The following is an 18,242-nucleotide window of genomic DNA, read 5'->3' as shown; positions in this document are numbered from 1 at the left end:
AAATACGAACTCGCCGAAACATGATGCGACGGGCGCAAGGCCGCACTCATGACCGGTCTGGCCGGACCTCGCTGATCTTGGTGAGCCGGAAGGCCTGGTCGTCGGCCTCGTAGTCCCACTGCTCGATCCGGCAGCATCCCGGCGCCGCATCCGCACCCCAGCGCAGAAGGTTCACCGAGTTGGGTGAGCCATCACGCACCCGGGACGACACGGCGGTGCCCGCCTGCACAACCCACAGCGGACGCACCAGGCCTGGCAGTGGCATGACGTAGGGGAGGTGGATGTGCCCGCCCATGACGAGGTCGGCGCCGGCTTCAGCCCAATGCTGCAGAGCGGCCGCATGCCCGCGCAGTCTGTTGGGCTCATCCTCGGCGCGCGTGACGGCGATAGGCTGATGCACCACGACCACGCGCAGCTGGCCAGGGTCGGCCTGTTTCAGAAGTCGGGCCACACGGTCGATCTGCAGCGCAGACAGCTCACCGTCTTTGTGTCGCCAGGGTCGCGTGGTGTTGACGCCCACGACCAAGAGTTCCGCAGAGCGATGCACCGGCTCGAGATCGGTGCCGAAGGCGGCGCTGTACCGTCCATAGGGTTTGCGCAGCCGCGCCCACAGATCGAAGAGCGGGATGTCGTGGTTGCCTGGTACGGCCAGCACCGGCGCCCCCAGGCGGTCCACGAACGCACGTGCCGCGCGGAACTGGGCCGGACGAGCGCGCTGCGTGATGTCCCCCGACAGCACAAGAACATCAGGACGCTGCCGCTGGGCCAGCGTGCCCAGGGCATCTACGACTGCGCCCTGCTCGGTGCCAAAGTGCGTGTCGGAAATCTGCAGCAGAACGCTCAAGGCGCAGCCCCTTCGGCACAGGCCCGTGCGTCGATGATGAGGGCCGCGTCGCGCGCTGGCTTCAGCAGATAGAGGGGCTTGGTGAGCACCCTGATGTCGAGCGGCGCGCGCATCATCGTCACCTCGCCATCGAAGGCCACCTTCACCCCGCGGCGGCCTTGCGGCAGCGTCGGCCGTACCACCAAGTGCTCGAACTCGAAGCGCTCCACGCCTGCGGCTTCACCCAGCCTGCCCATGGCGCCATGCAACATCAGGCCGAGCATCGACAGTGTCCCGATAGGCCGCAGCACGAGCGCGGCCATGCTGCCCTCGCCTGGTGTGCCCGCCAGGGTGTCATCGGGCTCCGCGCCGAACTGCTGCAGCTGCAGGCGGTTGTTGCCCACGAAGAGCGTCAGGGTTTGCACCTCGCGCGCCTGGCCACCCATCTCGATGTGCAGTCGCAAACGGCGCTGCGCACGCAGCAAAGTCGCACAGGCTGCCAAGAAAGCGACCCAGCGGCTGCGACCGAAGCGGGCCTTGAAGGCTTCCCGGTCTTGCAGAAGGTCGGGATAGAGCCCGAGGCTGGTGTTGACAAGAAACACCCGTTCGTTGATGCCGGCCACTTGAACCGGCGTTGGCACCGAACACAGCAGCTGGCGGACGGCATCGGCCGGGTTCTCGGCTATGCCGTGCGTGCGGGCAAAGTAGTTGAACGTGCCCTGTGGCACCACGCCCATGGCGCAGCCTGCGGCGTGTGCGGCCTGCGCCACGGTGTTGAGTGTGCCGTCGCCACCGATGGCGACCACGGCTGTGCGGGTGGCGATCGCCCTCGCCGCCGCCTCGTGCGACACGCAGCTCAACTCGGCAGGGCTGCAGAACAGCAAGTCACCTCGCCGTCCGCCTGCCAGCAGCGCGGCCTCGACGACGTCGCGCTTCGCCCGCGCATCGCTGCTGCCCGCTGCCGCATTGATGACGAACTGCAGCGGCGACGCGAGGTCGATCTCGGGGAGCACGGCCATGGCCTTTGAAGCGTTCAGGTCTTCTCCCGCGTCAAACGTTCTGCAAAGGAAATGCCGATGGCAGAGAGCACAAAGGTGAAGTGGATGACGGCCACCATCGTGATGACCTGGACATTCTCCAAGCTCAAGTCGCCACTCAGATAGGTCTTCAAGGCATGCACGCCTGAGATCGAGATGATGGCGAAGGCCAGCTTCAACTTGAGGTTGTAGGTGTTGACGTGGTCCAGCCAGTCGGGCTTCTTCATGTCCTTTTTGTCGAAGTGCCCCGTGGTCACGAACAGCGACACACCAGCAAGCGCCACCACCCACACCAGCTGCGCCACCATCGTCATGTCCACCAGCTCAAGCACCTTGATGATCAGGTCGATCTTCTCAAGGTCGCCAAAGAGCAAGGTGCTCATCAGCTTGTAGGTCTCCAGCAGGAATTTGCCCAGGATGCCGAAGATGATCGCCACCAGACCCACATAGAAGAACAGCATGGTGAATCGCATGCCGTAGAGCATCGAACCAACCCCTGAGAGTAGCTTTTCCATTGTTGTTAACTTTTAAATAGAGCTGACATTGAATTCAAGCGACGATCTGACCGCAGCTTCTGTGGCTGCTCGATCCAGATCGTCAGAGGGACATGCTGAGTAAGACCGGGGCGGTCGATCTCAAACCTGGCGCAGCAGGTCACCGAAGACGGTGTGATCGCCTTCCTTGCGATCGGCGCCGGGTGCGTCGTACAGGACGAGCCAGCTTGCCTTGCTGCTGCCGGACAGTTCAGCCGGCAGTTGGCAGATGGCCTCGGCGCGGTTGGTTCCGCGTGCGTGTGGCAGCGGCACCGACTCGGTCAATGCCGACTCGAAGCGCACCGGCTCTCGGTTGGCAGCCAGCAAGGGCCGGGCGCCAGGCCATTTGAAGACGCGAATGTCGCCGTTCAGCACCATGGTCGGGCCGGCCAGGATGTAGAGGTCGTCGCCTGAGAAGTGCAGGTCCCGCACACCCAGGCCGTCGAGTTGCAGGAAGTGTTTGCGGATCAGGGTGCCGCTCTCGTCCAGGGGCGCCAGGCGCAGTTGCTCACCGCGGGTCTCGACCGCGATCTCCAGCAGCGCCGACCAGCCCCGCAGCACCGGGCCGCGCAGGCCGAGCAGCAGCCGGCGGCCGTCCACCGCCAGGCCTTCGATGTCGAAGCCGTTGTCCTTGCCCGGGATGGCCATATACGGGCCGAAGTGAGGGTCATCGGCGAGCGCACGCGTGAGCAGGTTGCTTTGCGCATCGCCCTTCAGTCGCAGCGCCCGACGTCCGTCCTGGGCCTGCCGCACCAGGCAGGGCTCGCCCTTGGCGTCGAACTCGATAGGCAGGCAGGCCAGCAGGCGACGATTGCCGTCAAGCGCCAGTTTTGCCAGTCGCTTGGCGTTGTCGGCATGGTCCCGCTCCGCTTTGGCGTTCTTTCGCTTCAGGCCGTGCGAGCCGACCACCCAGAGGTAGCCGTCAGCTACAGCCATGCCTTCCAGGTCGGCCTCTTCCTCGGGCGCGCCGGGCAGGTCCAACAGTTCGGCGAGCGGGAAGTCGCGCACCTCGCCGAAGCGCAAGGCTTCGCGCCCCACGGGGTCGAGCCGGCGAAGGCGGTCCAGGCCGCAGGCTTCGTCGCCCGCCACCCAGAGCCAGTCGCCGGTGAAGGCCGCGCCGGACAGATTGGATTGAACCAGGGATTCAGGAGCGAACTCCAGACGGACGGCATTGGCGGTTCGAGCGTTGGGCATCGGGTGCTTCTCAAAGGTTGACGGGTCAGAAGGCTCGCGAGCTGTCAAGCGCGCTGGAGCGAGCCGCCGAACCCCGGAGTGTGCGACCGAAGCGCTCGTCTGTGTTCAGGTTTATCCGATGTTCGCGTCCTTGAAAGCCTGCTTTTTCAGAACCCCCTGGCGCCCCATATTCGGTCTGTCCTTCAAGCGGTGGAGATTTGCGATGTAAGTGCTCTTCAAGTACGAACGCTGAACTCGAACGACCTCAGGACTCACAACCATGAACACCAAACTACCCATCCCCTCGACCGTTCCCGCGCAAGCCTCGCAGGCCCAGCAGGCTAGGCATATGGCGCCAATCGCCGCAGGCAGCGCGACACCCACGGATGTCGCCGCTGCGAGCCGTGTGCTGCGCAACACCTATGCCTTGCTGTCGATGACCTTGCTGTTCAGCGCGGCCGTCGCCGCTGCCAGCGTGGCGTTCCAGTTGCCGGCGCCGGGCCTCCTGCTCACCCTGGGCGGCTACTTCGGCTTGCTCTTTGCCGTCTACAAGTTCAAAAACAGCGGCTGGGCCCTGCCGGCGGTGTTTGCGCTGACGGGCTTCATGGGCTATTCGCTCGGGCCGGTGTTGACCCAATCGCTGGCGCTGCCCGGCGGAGCACAAGTCGTGACCCTGGCTCTGGCGGCTACGGGCGCCACCTTCCTGGCCTTGTCGGCCTGGGTCTTGTCGACCCGGCGCGACTTCAGCTTCATGGGCGGCTTCCTGTTCGCCGGCATGGTCATCGCGTTGATTGCCGGCTTGGCTGCGGTGTTCCTGCAGATTCCGGCGCTGGGCCTGGCCGTCGCCGCGATGGTGGCATTGCTGTCGGCGGGCTTGATCCTGTTCGAGACCAGTCGCATCGTCACCGGCGGCGAAAGCAACTATGTGCTGGCCACCGTCGGGCTGTACGTCTCGATCTTCAACCTGTTCACGAGCCTGTTGAGCCTGTTCGGCTTCGGCGGCTCAGACGAATAACCTTCACCAGGAGCACACCATGAAATGCCCCAGCTGTACTGACACCGCACTCGTGATGAGCGATCGCCAGGGCGTCGAGATCGACTACTGCCCGCAATGCCGCGGGGTCTGGCTGGACCGAGGCGAACTCGACAAGCTGATCGAGCGCTCGACCGCGGCCACGGCAGCAGCGTCGTCGCCGTCCGGCGGCAGTGCGGCCCGATCACAGCCCCAGTTCCAGGATTCCGACTACGAGCATGGCCGAAGCCCGCAGGGCGGCCGGAATAAATCCTGGCTGAGCAATATCTTCGACTGACCCGCGACCGACAGCACCCAAGGGAGAACCATCATGCGCATTTATCCCGCGAACAGCCCACAAGCCGCCGCTCGAATCGTCGCCCTGACGGTGGTGGCCGACGGCGACATTGGCGCCGCCGAAATCGAGTGGCTGGACCGTCTGGCCGTGCATGAGCAACTGGGCCTGGAGCGGCATGAGTTGCACGCACTGATGGACACCTTCTGCGAAGACTTGCTTTCAAGCGGCCAGTTGCAATGGGCCGGCGCCTGCCCGGTGGACGAACGAACGCTGGCCGACCTGATGGGCGAGATCCAGGACCCCGCGTTGCGGCTGACCTTGTTGCGCATTTGCGTTGCACTTGCAGAGGCCGACGCCCATGTCGACGAGGGCGAATCGACCGTGCTCGTCGCCGCAGTCGAACATTGGGGCTTGCACCGCGAGATGCTCCGGCCGACCGCCCCAAACTGAAGGCTTCACCGCCCCTGCAACAAGCCGCTGTGTTGTGCCGCCTCCGCCAACCAGGCCGGGTCCTCGGCCAGCGCCAAGGCCGCTTCCAGCGTGCGTGAGGGGCGGCTGCCCTGGTGCAGCATCAGGGCGATGGGCACGGCCACCTGGGGCGCCACCAGGGGCCTCGCTTGCAGGCCGCAGCGGGCGGGGCCGTAGGCTTGGAGTTCGCCGAGCAGGGCGCCGGGCAGAACGCTGCTGACCTGGCCGGCGACCACGCAAGCAACCAAGGCGCCGGTGGAGTTGGATTCGATCGCCGCTTGCACCTTCGTCACGCCGGCTTCGGCAAAAGCGCGGTCGACGATGCGGCGGTTGTGCATCTCGGCGCTGAGCAGGCACAGCGGCTGGGCGGCGGCATCCTGCCAGCGCATCTCAGCGCCGATCTGCAGGCCAGCAGTGCTTGGCTCTGCCGGGGCCTGTTGCAGCAGAAAGTAGTGCTCGGTGTACTGGGGCAGCACGCGCAGCTGGGCGCGGCTTTGTTCCATGCGCTCGGTGTAGCCCAGGGCCAGGTCCAGGGCCAGGTTTTCCAGGCCCGCCTCCAGCTCGACCGAGCTCATCGAACGCAGCGTCGGCCGGATGCCCGGGTGGCGCGCCTGCAGCCGCGCCACGAAGCGGGCAGCGATGGGCATGGCCGTGGGCACGGAGCCGATCAGCAGGTGGCCGCTGGGCGCGCCGCTGCGGCTGTCCAGCTCCTGTTGCAGCAGCTCTTGCTCGCGCAGCGTGCGGCGCGCGCTGGCCAGTACGCGCTCGCCTTCTTCGGTGAAGCCGGCGAAGCTGCGGCCGCGTTTGACGATGGCCGTGCCATAGCTTTCCTCCAGCGCCCTCAAGGCATTGGACAGCGCCGGTTGGGTGACATGGCAGGCCAGGGCGGCGCGGCCGAAATGCTTGTGGTCGTCCAGCGCGACCAGGTATTTGAGCGAGACGAACAGGTTCATGGCTGCGCCTCTTGGTCCACCGGGCGGCCCACCAGGCGGCCGCCCTGCAGCTGCAGGGCCAGGCCACCAAAGAAGGCTAGGTCTTCGGGGTCGTGGGTGATCATCAGCATGGGGATCTGCAGGCGCTGCAGCAGGGCATCCAGCTCCTCACGCAGGCGGCCGCGCAAGGCCGGGTCCAGGGCCGAAAACGGCTCGTCCAGCAGCAGGGCCTGCGGCTCGCCAACCAGGGCGCGCGCCAGGGCCGTGCGTTGGCGCTGGCCGCCCGAAAGCTGCTCGGGCCGTTGGCCGGCCACGTGCTCCAGCTCGAACACCTGCAGCCAGTGCTCGACGCGCGGGTCGCGTGCGCGCCGTGATGGGTTGAGCCAACCCTTGCTCAGGCCGAAGGCGATGTTCTGCCGCACATCGAGCTGCGGGAACAGGGCGTAGTCCTGGAACAGATAGCCGAAACCGCGCTGCGCTGCGGGCAGGTCGATGCCGCGCACGCTGTCGAACAAGACCTGACCCCGGCAGCGGATGCGGCCCCGGTCGGGCCGGTTCAGGCCGGCAATCGCTTGCAGGGTCAGGCTCTTGCCGGCGCCCGAGGGGCCGCAGAGCACGGTGCGCGCCTGCTGGCTCTCAAAAGCCAGCTCCAGCCGGAAGGCAGTGCCGCCGCGGCGGCTGTGCAGCTGCTGCTCGATCTGCACTTCGAAGAAAGGCTCCCGCGTCATGTCGGGCTCCGTGCCGGCATCAGGCGACCGGCCGCCAGCAGCACCGCCACGCAAACGATGGAGCTCAGGGCCACCAGGAAGTTGGCGCTCTCGTCCTGGCCGGCTTGCACCGCCTCGTAGATGGCGATCGACAGGGTTTGGGTTTGGCCCGGAATGCTGCCGGCCAACATCAGCGTGGCGCCAAACTCGCCCAGCGCCCGCGCAAACGCCAGCAGCAGGCCGGCCATCAGGCTGCGCCGGGCCAGCGGCAGGCTGACGCGAAAGAACAGGGCCCAGGGCCCCAGGCCCAGCACCCGGCCGGCTTGCTCCAGCTGCGCGTCCACGCCTTCGAAGCCGGCCCGCGCCGACTTCATCACCAGCGGGAAGGACACCAGGGCCGCAGCGATCACCGCGCCCTGCCAGGTGAAGACCAGCTGGATGCCCAGATTCGTGTCCAGCCAGTGGCCGATGGGCCCGCGCCGGCCCAGCAGCACCAGCAGGTAGTAGCCCAGCACGGTGGGCGGCAGCACCATGGGCAGAGTCAGCAGCGCGTCCAGCAGCTCGCGCCCGGGAAAGCGCCGCCAGCGCGCCAGGCCGTAGCCGGCCGCCGTGCCCAGCAGCAGATTCACGGCCGTGGCCCAGCCCGCCACTTTGAGCGACAGGGCCAGTGCGATCCAGGCGGCATCCATGGGCAGGGGCGGGGAGGGCGAATCCGAGAGAAAAGTGGCGGCGGGGTGCGGCGCAATATAGCGCAGGCCTGCGGGCCCGCTTGGTGTCTGCACGAGGGCGACCTGCCACAGTGTGGCAGGCAGCGGCGCCGGGGCACAGGCCCAGCCGGGGCTAACCGTGATTTCCCTCAGTGAGTTTTCGAAGGCTGCCGTGTCGCGCTGCAGGCCTTACAGTCGCGGCCCGAGGAGTCTTTGCATGAGAGCCATCCAGCCATGACTGATCTGTCTTCGCACAGCCCACCGCGCCACAAGCTCGGCCTGGCCCTGGCCGGCGGAGGCTTTCGTGCCTCGCTGTTCCATGTCGGCGTGCTGCGCCGCTTGGCAGAGCTGGACCTGCTACGTTATGTCGAGGTGCTGTCTACCGTCTCCGGGGGCTCGGTGGTGGGGGCGCTGTACTTGATGCATCTGAAGGCGGAGCTGGAGCAGCCGATGCTGGCTCAGCTGTCGCCTCGACAGGCCGGCTTGAACCACGAGCAGTACAAGGAAGTGGTGCTGCGCGTGGAGCAGGACATGCGCCGCGCGGCGCAGCGCAATCTGCGCAACCGTTTGTTGATGAACCCGCTCAAGCTGGCGTCGGTACTCTTCGGGCCCTCATCCCTGGCGACCGCCATGGCCAAAGTCTATGAGCGCGAACTCTTGGCCGAGGCGGTGAAGCGGGTTCGAGCCACGGGCTACCAGGATCCGGTGTTGCCGGATGTGCACCAAGCGTGGCGGCGCCTGTGGATGCAGGCGCACTCGCGGTTTCGGAGCCGTTGGCATCTGCTGCGAGCTGCACTCATGCGTGCCGCTGGAAAAGCTCCAAGACCTTGGGATGGGGGCATTTCCCTTCGAGCCTTGCGTTTGCGTGCGCCAGCGTCAAGTGATGCAGGTGGGTCGGAAAACTACAACCATCAGGCCTTGTGGGCGCCGTCTCCGTGGCTGGCCCCGGGCTCGGCCCTGACCCGCTGGATCATCAATGCCACCTCGCTCAATTCCGGCGCGCGCTTCTGGTTTTCACATGCGGAACTGGGTGAGTGGTATTTCGGACATTTGCGTTACGGAGAGATCGAGACTGAGCTCTTGCCGCGCAAGCGTCTGCTGTACCCGGACGACACGGAATTGACGCCTTCGACCTTGGCGCGGGGCGACCGGGCCTGGGCCGATGCGGTGCTGGCCTTTTGGGGGCAGGGCGAGGTCGCCCCGCTCAAGCGTCTGCTACCCGCTTTGTGCTGGTGTCTGCAAGGGCTTGGGCACGATGCCTGTGTTCAAGCCCAGGCCTTGGTGCAAGCCCTCACAGATGCCGAGGCGGGGCGTCTTCGCCTGCTCAAGACGGCGGCCTGGTTCTTGATCGAGGGGCCGAAGCACAAGCCGCCAGTTGATGATGGCTTGTCACGCGAGCAGCATCTTGAGCGATTGTGGGAAGCGCTGGTGGGGCTTGACGAGAAACGGGGTGTGGGTGCGCTTGTGCGCTTTGCCTTGGTGGCGCCTGGCCCGGAGTTCAGCCAGCGTCCCCTGCAGGCACCGGCCTTGGCGCAGTTGTGTCGGCTGATCCTGGAGGTCTACAAGCTGCGCGCCGCCTGGATGATTTCGCCCCGAGCCAGCGTCGAGTGGGACGCCATGCCGCTGGCCCAGGCCGTCACGGCCTCGGCGGCCTTCCCACCGGTTTTTCCGCCCTACTTGTTGGCTGACTTCTATGATGACCGGCGCGTGCGCACCCTGGGCCTGACCGACGGCGGTGTTTTCGACAATATGGGCACGATGGCGCTGCTGGACGAGCAGTGCAATCTCATCATCGCCAGTGACCCTGGCGGTATTTTCGAGACCGAGCAGCTGAAGGCCTCGGTGGGCCGTTTGGGCTTGACGACGCGTTTGACCGCCATCCTGTCCGAACTGCCCCTGAATCTGTTTCGCCATGAGTTGCGCGAGAGAGCACGTCTGACGGAGCGGCTCGCGGGTGAGCCCTTGGGGGCATCCGCGAAAGAGTTTCTGAGTCTGCGAGCGCTCAAGGTCCTGATCAACTTCCGCATCGATTCCGGAGTGCCCCTCTTGCGCGGGCGGCAGATGCTGGAGGAGCAGGCGCCGTGCGAGCGTCTGCCGGAGCCGGCCCGGACCTTGACTCAGGCCGACTGGCGCGAGCGCCGCCTGCTGGCGCGCCTGCGCACCGATCTCGACGCCTTCAGCGACCTTGAAGCCGAGGCGCTGATCCGCCAGGGCTATTTGCAGGCCGAAGAGAACTTGGCGCCTCTGCGCGAGCCTGGCTCACCCCTGTCGGAACACATGGGTTGGCGCTACGGTGCCGCGGCGCCGTATGAGCCGCCATTTCGCGACGCGGCTGCCATGCGCCGCCGCGAACGCTTGCTGCATGCCGGCCAGCATCGCTTTCTGCGCCTGCTGGCCGTCGGAGGCACAGGCTGGCGTCGGTCGATTCTGGGCCTTGCCCTGCTGGCGCTGCTGTTCGGCTTCAGCCGTGATGGCTGGCGGATGTGGGTGACGGATGCCTTGCTGCCGTGGGGTCAAAAGGCCTGGCAGCAGGCCGAACCTGGCGTGTTCAGTTGTCTTGTTCAATGGACCTCCGAGTTGCACAGCTGGACCCTCTTGCTTGCCGCCAGTGCCGCTCTCGTGATGGCGGCCAGTTTCTGTGTCGTTCAAGCGTGTCGTCGTGCTTTGGGATCGCAAACTGCCAAGCCTGGGAGCTTGCGCTCATGGTGGCGGCGCAGGACACCCACCTTGCGGCGCACGCTGGGTTACTTGCGTAATCTTTGGTGCTTGATGGCTTTGCTGGCCCTGCTGCCCCTGAACTGGGTGCCATGGGCTGTCGGCTTGACCGTGACTTTGATCTTCTCCCTGTCGGCCTTGGCATGCTTGGCCGATGCCTGCCTCAGCAAGCCCTTGCTGCGCATGGCCCGGCGCGGCACAGGCGTGCAGGGCATCCCTGACAACTACTTCTGAAATTGATGCACACCCCAACACCCCAAGTCACCCTGCAGCCTGTCACAAGCGACAACTACGAGGCCATCTGCGAACTGCCCCTGAGCGATCCGCAAAAAGACATGCTGGCCAGCAACACCTGGTCCTTGCTGGAGGCGGCCTACAACCCGGGCTACCAGGTGCGTGCCATCCATGCCGATACGGAGCTGGTCGGTTTCATGATGTGGGTGCCGCAGTCGGCGCAGCGCGTGTCCATTTGGCGCTTCATGATTGCGCTGCCGCATCAGGGCCGCGGCCTGGGCAGCCTGGCTTTGCAGGCCGCCATCCGCGAGATCGCCGCCGACCCGGTGGTGCGTGAAGTGGAGATCTGCTACCACCTGGACAACGAAGGCTCGCGCCGGCTCTATGCCCGCCATGGCTTTGTCGAAGAGGGCTTGGATGCGGAAGGGCAGGATATGTTGGCGGTGTTGGGGGTGAACGGGTGAACAGGTGAATCGTGAATCGTGAATCGAGGGTGGGTGAGGGGCTTCACATGGGCGTCATTGGGTGGCGCTACAAAGTGACTCCAGCGGCTGAGCCGCGCTGATTCCTCTCCTGCGGAGCTGCCGCCATGAAATACCCCGCCAAGACCGAGGCCGGGCGCGAGGCCTTGCGCTTGCGTGACCCCGCCCTGAATGCCCGTGACCGCCAGATCCTGGTGCTGGCCAATGGCGAGCGGGCCTTGCAGGAGCTGGCTGGCATGGTGGGTGTGGGTGGCGCAGCCGCCATGGAGCGCCTGGCTGGCCTGGGCTTCCTGACTCTGACCCGGCCTGCCGCTCCGGCCCTCAGTCCGCCGCCCAGACCGTCGCCCAACCCGACGCCTCCAACGGCGGCCGCCGTCGCACCGGCTCAGGTCAGCGCCCAGGCCGAGCGGCGCTCCTCGGCCGCCGCCAAGATGTACATCGTCGATGTCCTGCAGATGATCCGCGGCCCCGAGGCTCAGGCGCTTGCCGCCCTGGTGCACACCAGCGGCACAGAAGAGGAATTGATGGAGGCACTGGACCAGGTGCTGGAGCGCCTGGCCGTGTTGACCCGGCCCCGCTATGCCCTGCGGGTCTGCCAGCATTTGCAGACCGTGCTGCCGCACTCGGCACTGCTGCGTCTAGCCGCTTGCGCGCACAGCTTGGCCGATCAGGTGGAAGCGGAAGAACAACGAGAAGAAGCGTCGGCCGCTACTTGATGGCGGTGGCCTGCGACCAAACAGCCTGCCATTGGCCGTCGCGCAATTCATAGGCATCGGTGTGCCAGCAGCGCACCGTGCCGCTGGCAAATTCCAGGGCGGCACGGTAGCGGATCAAGGCCATGGTGGGCGCCAGCCGCAGCTGCGGCGACTCGATCTGCCAGCCCAGATAGTTGAGCTCGCCGCTGGCCACAGCTTGCAGATAGCCGGCCTTGTCGTAGCTTCCGCCTCCGGGCGTGATGAGCTGGTAGTCCGGTGCATGCAAGCGCTCGGCCGTGGCCAGGTCCTTGGCGACCAGGGCCTGGGTGCGCTGCGTTTCGAGGCGCAGGATCAGCGGGGCGAGTTCTTCGGTCATGGGGCAGCGTCCCGTCGCGAGCAAGGCTCACATTCTCTGTGCTGGAACGCGACGGCTGCTTCCCAATGTCGCCACAAGGCCGCCCATTTGCGGCGAAGATGTGCGCTCTGCAGTTGCTGTGCCACATAGCCCACCCTAAGCATGGACGCCGCCCCTTTCAGCCAGGCCGATGCCGAGCAGACCTTGCTGGCGCGACAGCTCCTGGCCCTGCACCAAGCCAGCCCGCAACTGCTGGCCCTGTTTGACGACCAGGACGTGCTGCGTTTCGCCAACGAAGCGTTTTGCCAGACCTTTGATGTGCGGCCCGATGGCCAGACTCGCTGGCTGGACATGATGCGGCGCAACCTCGCCAGCGGCCGTGGCAATGTGATGAGCGCGGCCGATGCCGAGGCCTGGCTGGCCGGTGCCGCCTCACGGCGCGGCAAGCAGCCCTTTCGCGCCTTCGAGGCCGATTTGATCGATGGCCGCTGGATCTGGATGACCGAAACCACACAGCCGGATGGCTGGATGTTTTGCAGCGCCAGCGACATCACGGCGCTCAAGATCGACGGCCGCACCCTGCGCCAAGAGCGCGACCGTGCCCTGCGTGCCGCCCAGACCGACGCCATGACCGGCATCAGCAACCGCGCCCATGTGCTGCAGCAGATGCAAGAGCAGCTCAGCCGTGTGCAGATTGGCGCCGGCCAGATGGCCGTGGCGCTGTTGGACCTGGACCATTTCAAGCGCATCAACGACAGCCTCGGCCATGCGGCCGGCGACGCCGTCATCTGCGATTTCGCCCGCCAGCTGCAAGCCTGCAGCCGCCGCGTTGACGCCTGTGGCCGCATGGGCGGCGAGGAGTTCGCGCTGCTCTTGGTTGACGTCAGCGCCGAGCAGGCCCAGGCCGTGATCGAACGCCTGCTCGAACGCACGCGCCAGGCCGCGCCTCTGGCGCCCGAGCAAGCGGCCATGCGCTATACCGCTTCGGCCGGCCTGACCCTGGCCCGCTCCGGCGACACCATCGCCGAGCTCTGCCACCGCGCCGACGAAGCCCTGTACCAAGCCAAGGCGGCGGGGCGGGACCGGTGGATGTGGGCGGGGTGAGGCACAGCTCTAGGGCTCGCGACGGCCACGGTGCTGGGCGAGCTTGCGCGCTTCAGTCCTGCGCCTCCTCCTCATGGCAAGCCACACACAGCTTGTTCCCATCCGGGTCGCGGAAGTAGGCGCCGTAGTAGTGCGGGTGATAGTTCGGGCGCAGGCCGGGTGCGCCCTCACATTGCCCGCCTTGGGCCAGGGCGATTGCGTAGGCGCGGCGAACCGTGGCCCGGTCGGCAGCCAGGAAGGCCGTCATGGCGCCGTTGCCGGCTTGGGCCGGCTGGCCGTCGAAGGGCCGGGTGATCACGAACAGGGGCCGCGGGCCGGGGCTGGATTGCCAACCGGCCCAGGGGCGCGCGGGGTCGCAAAAGCGTTCGGTTTGGCCCAAGGCCGCCATCAGCGGGCGGTAGAAGGCCAGGGCTCGGTCGAAGTCGCTGACGCCGACGGTAATGTGGGAGAACATCGCTTTCAGTTCCTCCGGCTCAGCCGATGTATTGCTGGCGGCGAAAGCGCAGCGCGGACCAGTCTTCGTCGATGGCGACCTGGCGCACGGTGTCGAAGCCGGCGGCACGCAGCAGGGCCCAGTCGCTGTCGCGGTGGAACTCGCCGCGCAGGCGTTTCGAGCTTTGCTTGGGGTAGGCGATCCAGATCAGCGCGTCGCCCTCAGCCAGAGGCAGCAGGGCGCGGCAGGCCGCATCCAGCTCGGCCTCGGTGATGGCAAAGGAAAGGGCAAAGCGAACCGGGCCATGGGCCTGGCGCTGCAGCTTCAAACCCGGGTCTTGCGTCAGCAGCGCGCTCAGCTCGGGTTCGAAGCTGGCCGGGGCGTTCAGCACGGTGAGCTGGCGCTGCTGGCCCAGGTTGAGTTTCTTGAACAAGGGCGTCATCGTGGGCTCCGGCCGGTGAGAGTCAGCGCACGCCGATGCGATCAAGCTCACGCTGGGCCATGCTGTACTCGTTGAATTCGACCACGCCGGTGGCCAGGCTCTTCTTCAAGTAGTTCCGGGCCTTGGGCAGGTCCTGGTCGAGCAGGGCTTTTTGTGCGGCGTAGAAGTACAGCTCGCAGTCGCGGCCGCGGTCGGCTTGCGCTTCGGGCTTACCTTCGCGGGCCAGGGCCAGGGCGCCGTCCAGGTCCAGGCTGCCCTGCAGCATCTGCAGCACCGGGTAGGGCCAGGCTGGCTTGTCGCCGCTGGGGCGCAGCTCGCGGATGGCGGCCAGGCCGTCCTGGCCCAGCTTGCGGCTGCTCAGATAGAGCCAGATGCTGCCGTAGCCGCGCTCAACCTCGCTGCCCGATTGCAGGATCTCCTGCAGCTCCTTCTGTGCTTCCTGCAGCTGGCCGCCGAAGTAGCGAGCGTAAACCCGGGTGTAGCGCACGCCGGTGTCGTTGGGCGCAAGAGCCAGAGCGCGCTCGGCGTGGCTGACGGCTTGCTCGTCCTTGCGCTGCATCAGGGCGTTGACGGCCAGGGCCGCGTGCACCTCGGGCGACTCCTCGTGCAGCTGGGCGGCGTCGTAGAGCGCGGTCTGGGCCCGGTCGGACTGGCCCAGGTGGTCGAGCTGAATGGCGCGCTCCACCAGGGCGGCGGCGCGTAGCTTGGGCGGCAGGCGGTCGGCGGCGAGGATGCGGTCCATCATCAGCAGGCGGGCATGGGCGCTGCCTTGGGTTTCTGTCAGCACCTTGAGCGAGCCATTGCGCATGCGGTCGGTCAGGGCCGTCATGTCACGGCGCAGGCCGGCCAGGTCGTCGGCGCCGAGCACCGGCACGGTGATGGTGTTGGCCAGGCGCGGCGCCACTTTGTTGAGCTGGTCGCGGTAGGCGCTCCACTTGCCGGCAGCCACCTGTTCGGCCTGCAGGCGCAGCTCGCCCTCGATCTGCTGCATCTTGGGCTCGCCGCGGTAGCGCAGGCGCAGCTCAAAATGCTCGTTACGTTCCTCGAATCGGCTGTCGCTGGGCTGGCTGTAGAGCGGCTCGGCAAACTCGTAGCGCACGGTGTGCAGGTAGCGGCCGTTCATCGCCAGGCGCATGGGCTGGGTTCGTGGGGTCTGGTCAGGGAGGCGCAGCTGGGCGACCAGGCTGGGCAAGGCGATGGGGCCAGCCAGCCAGCGCTTTTCGGGGAAAGTCCAGAACTCGCCGCTGCGGTACTTGAGCTCCACGCGCAAGGCATTGCGGCCATCGAGCTCGCTGAGCTCGGGCTCTCCGTCCACGGCCAGGCCGGGGTAGAAGCGTAGCGTCTCGGCCGCCAGCAGGTTGCGGAAGTCCGTGGCCGGCAGGGCGGCGCGGGCCTCGCGGATCCACTCGGCCATATCGCCGTGGTAGGTGCTGACGCTGCGCAGCGTGCCGGGCTGGTCCAGGCGGGGGAAGCTGAAGGTGTCAACGGTTTCTAGGCGTAGGGCTTCGCGGGCGGCCGGCAGGCGGCTCAACTCACTGCTGCCAGCCTTGGCCACCAGGCCCACGCCCAGGCCCACCGATTGGCGCTCGGCCGGGGCGCCGCGTTGCTGGCTGCGGGTGGCGTCGAGCCAGAGCGTTTGCTCGCCCAGCTGCACGGCAGCAATGGCGTGGTCAAAGGCCAGGGGGCTAGGCAGGCGCTGGGCGGCATCGCTGCGCAGGCTGGCGGCCACCAGGGCGGGCGTGGCCTCGATGCCCAGCTTCTTGAGCAGGGTCACCAGCAGGGCGGCCTTGTCCTTGCAGTCGCCGAAGCGCTGGCGCAGTACCTGCTCGGTGGGGGCGGGCTGATGCGAGTTGGCGCCGATCTCGGTGCCGAAATAGCGGATTTCTTTTTGCACAAAGTCCAGGGCCAGGCGCAGGCGCTCTTCGGTCGTTTGGGCCTGGGCTTCGATCTCGCGGGCGCGGGCATCCAGTGCTTCGGCTGGCAGCATGGCCTTGGCAAACAGCTGCTCGGCCCAGCTGGCCACCTCGGCCCAATTGGCGAACTCGCTGAACTGCACCTGGTCTTTGACCATGACGCCGATCGGCAAGGTTTCCTCGTAATGGAACTGCGGCACCAGCCGGCGCTTGAACAGGGTTTCGCGCCAGGCGCCGTCGACGCGGCTGCTGACTTCGACGCTGGGCTCGGCCACGCGGTGCTGGATGTTGCGTTCGGCCGGGCTCAGCAGGCGCAGCTGCACCAAGCCGACCGGGCCGCTGCTGGAGCTGGTCCATTCCTGATCGACGAACTTGCCGCCGAACACCGGGTTGTCGCCGACCAGGGAGGCGGCCCACTCGACGCGGTCGCCCACGCGCAAGTCTTCCAGCACGATGGAGGCGGTCATACGGCCGTCGATGATCTGGCGCTCCAACTGCGGCTCGCGGTGCAGCAACTTGATGCGCTTGCGGTCCAGTCGGTCCAGGCGCTTGCCATCACGCCAGACCTCGAGGCGATGGAATTGCAGCTTCTGGAAGCTGGGGTCAAAGTCCAACTCGATTTGCGCGCCCTTCTGCAGGCCCGAGGCCTCGTTGATCTGGCGCAGCACATGTTGGTATCGCCAGGTGCCGGCGGGCTCGATGCGAGTCTGGCGGTCGATCAGCAGGACCTGCAGCGGGGCGCTGGGCAGACCTGCCGGCGCCTCGGCTTGCAAAGGCTGCACCCAGGACGGCACGGGGCTGAGGCTGAAGCCGTCGCTGCTGTCTTTGCTGGTCGCTGTGGCCGTTGGCTTCTTGCTTTTGCTGCCGGCCGCTGGGCTGGCGCTGTAGGCTACCCCGCCGTTGGCTTTGGCCGGCACCGCAGGCTGGGCCAGTGCGCCGCTGGCGATGGTCAGCAGTGCCAGGGCATATGTGCCCAAGCGGGTGATGGCCCGCTGGAGTGCCGTGGGAACAAATGAAATGTGAAAACCTTGTGTGGTCTGCTGCCGCATGAATGGACTTGCGCCTCCCTGGCGTGTGCCTGCGTCGGCCCGGTGCCGGCGCGCTGTGTTGGGTGGAGATTATGTCGGGCCGATGGGGCGCTTCTGGCGGCTTGTCTTTGCGGGAAAGCCCGTGCGCTGCCCGCCGCAGGGAACTGTTCCTGAGCCCGGTCGCGCTTGGGCGCCCGAATTGGACGGGTTAGCATGGGTCCATCATGCGTGTACACCGAAGTTGGCTCTGGCTTGCCTTGCTCGCCTTGTTGGCCTTGGCCCCAGGCGTGGTCCGCGCCCAGCCGGTCATGAGCTGGGCCTTGCAGGATTTCGCGCCCATCTACATGCCTGTGGACGGCAAACCGGGCGATGGCATCAACGACGCCTTGCTCAAGGACATCGTGCGTGAAATGCCGGGCATGGAGCACCGCTATGTGGTGGCCAGCGCCGCCCGCATCTATGCCCTGCTCGACGCAGGTGAGCCGATCTGCTTTGTCGGTGGCCTGCGTACCCCTGAGCGGGAGCAGCTTTACTGGCTCAGTGATGTGAAGTTGGCGCCACCGCTGCAGCTGATCGCCCATCGGCGCGTGCTCAAGCAGCTGCCGCTCGATGGCGCCGGCCGTGTGCGTCTGCCCGAGCTCTTGGCCCGGCCGGGCCTGCGTGGCGTGCTCGTCAGCAAGCGCAGCTATGGCGTGGCTCTCGATGCGCAGCTGGCCCAGCGCCCGGCGGGCGCTACGGTCTCGATGCTGGGCAGCGGCAGCATGGGCAGCAATTTCTACGACATGCTGCGTCTGGACCGCGCGGACTACACCTTGGATTACGACTTCATGCTGCTGCATCGCCAGCGCCTGGACGGCCACAAGCACGAGGACTTGGTGATCCTGCCCATTCAGGGCAATGACCTGCCGGTGAGGGTGGTGGCGGCCTGCCCGCGCACGCCTTGGGGTCTGGCGGCGATCCAGCGCATTGACCATGTGCTCGCTGGCTTGGCCCGCACGGCCGGCCTTGGCTTGCCCGACCCGCGCTGGACCACGCCGGAAGTCGATCGCCTCTACGGCCCGGCCATGCGCGCTTTCAACCTGACGCGTCGCGTGCCGACGCCGGGCCTGGGCGCACCCTGAGCCAGCCACGGCGGCGGTCTGCCGCAGCCC

19 protein-coding genes are annotated in these 18,242 nt (G+C 66.7%); 8 read left to right on the top strand and 11 right to left on the bottom strand.

The features are described 5' to 3' along the window. Positions 1 to 46: 46 nt before the first annotated feature. The 4 genes from LNV28_RS04245 to LNV28_RS04230 all read right to left on the bottom strand — a co-directional run bounded on the left by LNV28_RS04245 (position 47) and on the right by LNV28_RS04230 (position 3,587). The gene (locus LNV28_RS04245; RefSeq protein ID WP_263516337.1) at positions 47 to 844 is read right to left on the bottom strand and encodes a metallophosphoesterase family protein; all 798 of its coding nucleotides are present in this window, start codon (positions 842 to 844) and stop codon (positions 47 to 49) included. Beyond that, positions 841 to 1,842 carry a diacylglycerol/lipid kinase family protein gene (locus tag LNV28_RS04240; RefSeq protein WP_263516338.1) on the bottom strand — a complete coding sequence of 334 codons (1,002 nt, stop codon included), beginning with the start codon at positions 1,840 to 1,842 and terminating at the stop codon, positions 841 to 843. The genes LNV28_RS04245 and LNV28_RS04240 overlap by 4 nt, the downstream gene beginning before the upstream one ends. Before the next feature lie 14 nt (positions 1,843 to 1,856). Continuing rightward, positions 1,857 to 2,375, bottom strand: coding sequence for a YqhA family protein (locus LNV28_RS04235; protein WP_263568737.1), 519 nt, complete (start codon positions 2,373 to 2,375; stop codon positions 1,857 to 1,859). Positions 2,376 to 2,495: 120 nt separating this feature from the next. Further along, positions 2,496 to 3,587 (bottom strand): DUF3616 domain-containing protein, encoded by a 1,092-nt coding sequence (locus tag LNV28_RS04230; RefSeq protein WP_263516340.1) that lies wholly within the window; start codon positions 3,585 to 3,587, stop codon positions 2,496 to 2,498. Between the two features lie 259 nt (positions 3,588 to 3,846). Here LNV28_RS04230 and LNV28_RS04225 point away from each other — a divergent pair, with 259 nt between their 5' ends. From LNV28_RS04225 to LNV28_RS04215, 3 genes are read left to right on the top strand one after another with little or no spacing between them, the layout of a single operon-like run. After that, complete coding sequence (locus tag LNV28_RS04225; RefSeq protein ID WP_263516341.1) at positions 3,847 to 4,581, top strand: Bax inhibitor-1/YccA family protein; 735 nt, start codon at positions 3,847 to 3,849, stop codon at positions 4,579 to 4,581. A gap of 19 nt (positions 4,582 to 4,600) precedes the next feature. After that, positions 4,601 to 4,876 carry a TFIIB-type zinc ribbon-containing protein gene (locus tag LNV28_RS04220; protein ID WP_263516342.1) on the top strand — a complete coding sequence of 92 codons (276 nt, stop codon included), beginning with the start codon at positions 4,601 to 4,603 and terminating at the stop codon, positions 4,874 to 4,876. Positions 4,877 to 4,909: 33 nt separating this feature from the next. Further along, positions 4,910 to 5,326: a TerB family tellurite resistance protein gene (locus tag LNV28_RS04215; protein WP_263516343.1), complete on the top strand. Its 417-nt coding sequence runs from the start codon at positions 4,910 to 4,912 to the stop codon at positions 5,324 to 5,326. Positions 5,327 to 5,331: 5 nt separating this feature from the next. Here the strand turns inward: LNV28_RS04215 and LNV28_RS04210 are convergent, their stop codons facing one another. From LNV28_RS04210 to modB, 3 genes are read right to left on the bottom strand one after another with little or no spacing between them, the layout of a single operon-like run. Continuing rightward, positions 5,332 to 6,297, bottom strand: a complete 966-nt coding sequence (locus LNV28_RS04210; RefSeq protein ID WP_263516344.1) for a LysR substrate-binding domain-containing protein — start codon at positions 6,295 to 6,297, stop codon at positions 5,332 to 5,334. Continuing rightward, positions 6,294 to 7,004 (bottom strand): ABC transporter ATP-binding protein, encoded by a 711-nt coding sequence (locus LNV28_RS04205; RefSeq protein WP_263516345.1) that lies wholly within the window; start codon positions 7,002 to 7,004, stop codon positions 6,294 to 6,296. The genes LNV28_RS04210 and LNV28_RS04205 overlap by 4 nt, the downstream gene beginning before the upstream one ends. After that, positions 7,001 to 7,672 (bottom strand): molybdate ABC transporter permease subunit, encoded by a 672-nt coding sequence (gene modB, locus LNV28_RS04200; RefSeq protein ID WP_263516346.1) that lies wholly within the window; start codon positions 7,670 to 7,672, stop codon positions 7,001 to 7,003. The genes LNV28_RS04205 and modB overlap by 4 nt, the downstream gene beginning before the upstream one ends. A 252-nt stretch (positions 7,673 to 7,924) precedes the next feature. Here modB and LNV28_RS04195 point away from each other — a divergent pair, with 252 nt between their 5' ends. The 3 genes from LNV28_RS04195 (at position 7,925) to LNV28_RS04185 (ending at position 11,837) form a co-directional block, all read left to right on the top strand. Beyond that, positions 7,925 to 10,639 carry a patatin-like phospholipase family protein gene (locus tag LNV28_RS04195; protein ID WP_263516347.1) on the top strand — a complete coding sequence of 905 codons (2,715 nt, stop codon included), beginning with the start codon at positions 7,925 to 7,927 and terminating at the stop codon, positions 10,637 to 10,639. Between the two features lie 5 nt (positions 10,640 to 10,644). Then, complete coding sequence (locus LNV28_RS04190; protein ID WP_263516348.1) at positions 10,645 to 11,103, top strand: GNAT family N-acetyltransferase; 459 nt, start codon at positions 10,645 to 10,647, stop codon at positions 11,101 to 11,103. 125 nt (positions 11,104 to 11,228) lie between these two features. Continuing rightward, positions 11,229 to 11,837: a hypothetical protein gene (locus LNV28_RS04185; protein WP_263516349.1), complete on the top strand. Its 609-nt coding sequence runs from the start codon at positions 11,229 to 11,231 to the stop codon at positions 11,835 to 11,837. On the opposite strand, the gene LNV28_RS04180 is transcribed toward LNV28_RS04185, so the two are convergent. Next, complete coding sequence (locus LNV28_RS04180; protein ID WP_263516350.1) at positions 11,830 to 12,192, bottom strand: nuclear transport factor 2 family protein; 363 nt, start codon at positions 12,190 to 12,192, stop codon at positions 11,830 to 11,832. The genes LNV28_RS04185 and LNV28_RS04180 overlap by 8 nt on opposite strands. Positions 12,193 to 12,333: 141 nt before the next feature. On the opposite strand from LNV28_RS04180, the gene LNV28_RS04175 reads away from it, so the two are divergent. Beyond that, positions 12,334 to 13,275 (top strand): sensor domain-containing diguanylate cyclase, encoded by a 942-nt coding sequence (locus LNV28_RS04175; protein WP_263516351.1) that lies wholly within the window; start codon positions 12,334 to 12,336, stop codon positions 13,273 to 13,275. 52 nt (positions 13,276 to 13,327) lie between these two features. Here LNV28_RS04175 and LNV28_RS04170 read toward each other — a convergent pair whose 3' ends face one another. From LNV28_RS04170 to LNV28_RS04160, 3 genes are read right to left on the bottom strand one after another with little or no spacing between them, the layout of a single operon-like run. Then, positions 13,328 to 13,729 (bottom strand): VOC family protein, encoded by a 402-nt coding sequence (locus tag LNV28_RS04170; RefSeq protein WP_263516352.1) that lies wholly within the window; start codon positions 13,727 to 13,729, stop codon positions 13,328 to 13,330. A 19-nt stretch (positions 13,730 to 13,748) separates the two neighbouring features. Beyond that, positions 13,749 to 14,150 (bottom strand): hypothetical protein, encoded by a 402-nt coding sequence (locus LNV28_RS04165; protein ID WP_263516353.1) that lies wholly within the window; start codon positions 14,148 to 14,150, stop codon positions 13,749 to 13,751. A 22-nt stretch (positions 14,151 to 14,172) separates the two neighbouring features. After that, a complete protein-coding gene (locus LNV28_RS04160; RefSeq protein ID WP_263516354.1) occupies positions 14,173 to 17,040 on the bottom strand; it encodes a DUF3857 domain-containing protein in 2,868 nt (955 codons plus the stop codon). Between the two features lie 275 nt (positions 17,041 to 17,315). Here LNV28_RS04160 and LNV28_RS04155 point away from each other — a divergent pair, with 275 nt between their 5' ends. Then, entirely contained in the window at positions 17,316 to 18,212 is an 897-nt protein-coding gene (locus LNV28_RS04155; protein WP_263516355.1) for a TIGR02285 family protein, read from the top strand. Positions 18,213 to 18,242 lie beyond the last annotated feature (30 nt).

The sequence above is a fragment of the Paucibacter sp. DJ2R-2 genome, assembly GCF_025717675.1.
In the GTDB taxonomy this organism is placed as follows: Bacteria; Pseudomonadota; Gammaproteobacteria; order Burkholderiales; family Burkholderiaceae_C; genus Paucibacter_A.
Note: the sequence above shows the minus strand (reverse complement) of the source record. Positions and strands in the feature narration are given on the sequence as shown.

Coding starts and splice junctions, on each gene's coding strand:
- LNV28_RS04240 (WP_263516338.1), bottom strand. CDS start 1,842: ATGGCCGTGCTCCCCGAGATCGACCTCGCGTCGCCGCTGCAGTTCGTC.
- LNV28_RS04235 (WP_263568737.1), bottom strand. CDS start 2,375: ATGGAAAAGCTACTCTCAGGGGTTGGTTCGATGCTCTACGGCATGCGA.
- LNV28_RS04230 (WP_263516340.1), bottom strand. CDS start 3,587: ATGCCCAACGCTCGAACCGCCAATGCCGTCCGTCTGGAGTTCGCTCCT.
- LNV28_RS04225 (WP_263516341.1), top strand. CDS start 3,847: ATGAACACCAAACTACCCATCCCCTCGACCGTTCCCGCGCAAGCCTCG.
- LNV28_RS04220 (WP_263516342.1), top strand. CDS start 4,601: ATGAAATGCCCCAGCTGTACTGACACCGCACTCGTGATGAGCGATCGC.
- LNV28_RS04215 (WP_263516343.1), top strand. CDS start 4,910: ATGCGCATTTATCCCGCGAACAGCCCACAAGCCGCCGCTCGAATCGTC.
- LNV28_RS04210 (WP_263516344.1), bottom strand. CDS start 6,297: ATGAACCTGTTCGTCTCGCTCAAATACCTGGTCGCGCTGGACGACCAC.
- LNV28_RS04205 (WP_263516345.1), bottom strand. CDS start 7,004: ATGACGCGGGAGCCTTTCTTCGAAGTGCAGATCGAGCAGCAGCTGCAC.
- modB (WP_263516346.1), bottom strand. CDS start 7,672: ATGGATGCCGCCTGGATCGCACTGGCCCTGTCGCTCAAAGTGGCGGGC.
- LNV28_RS04195 (WP_263516347.1), top strand. CDS start 7,925: ATGACTGATCTGTCTTCGCACAGCCCACCGCGCCACAAGCTCGGCCTG.
- LNV28_RS04190 (WP_263516348.1), top strand. CDS start 10,645: ATGCACACCCCAACACCCCAAGTCACCCTGCAGCCTGTCACAAGCGAC.
- LNV28_RS04185 (WP_263516349.1), top strand. CDS start 11,229: ATGAAATACCCCGCCAAGACCGAGGCCGGGCGCGAGGCCTTGCGCTTG.
- LNV28_RS04180 (WP_263516350.1), bottom strand. CDS start 12,192: ATGACCGAAGAACTCGCCCCGCTGATCCTGCGCCTCGAAACGCAGCGC.
- LNV28_RS04175 (WP_263516351.1), top strand. CDS start 12,334: ATGGACGCCGCCCCTTTCAGCCAGGCCGATGCCGAGCAGACCTTGCTG.
- LNV28_RS04170 (WP_263516352.1), bottom strand. CDS start 13,729: ATGTTCTCCCACATTACCGTCGGCGTCAGCGACTTCGACCGAGCCCTG.
- LNV28_RS04165 (WP_263516353.1), bottom strand. CDS start 14,150: ATGACGCCCTTGTTCAAGAAACTCAACCTGGGCCAGCAGCGCCAGCTC.
- LNV28_RS04155 (WP_263516355.1), top strand. CDS start 17,316: ATGCGTGTACACCGAAGTTGGCTCTGGCTTGCCTTGCTCGCCTTGTTG.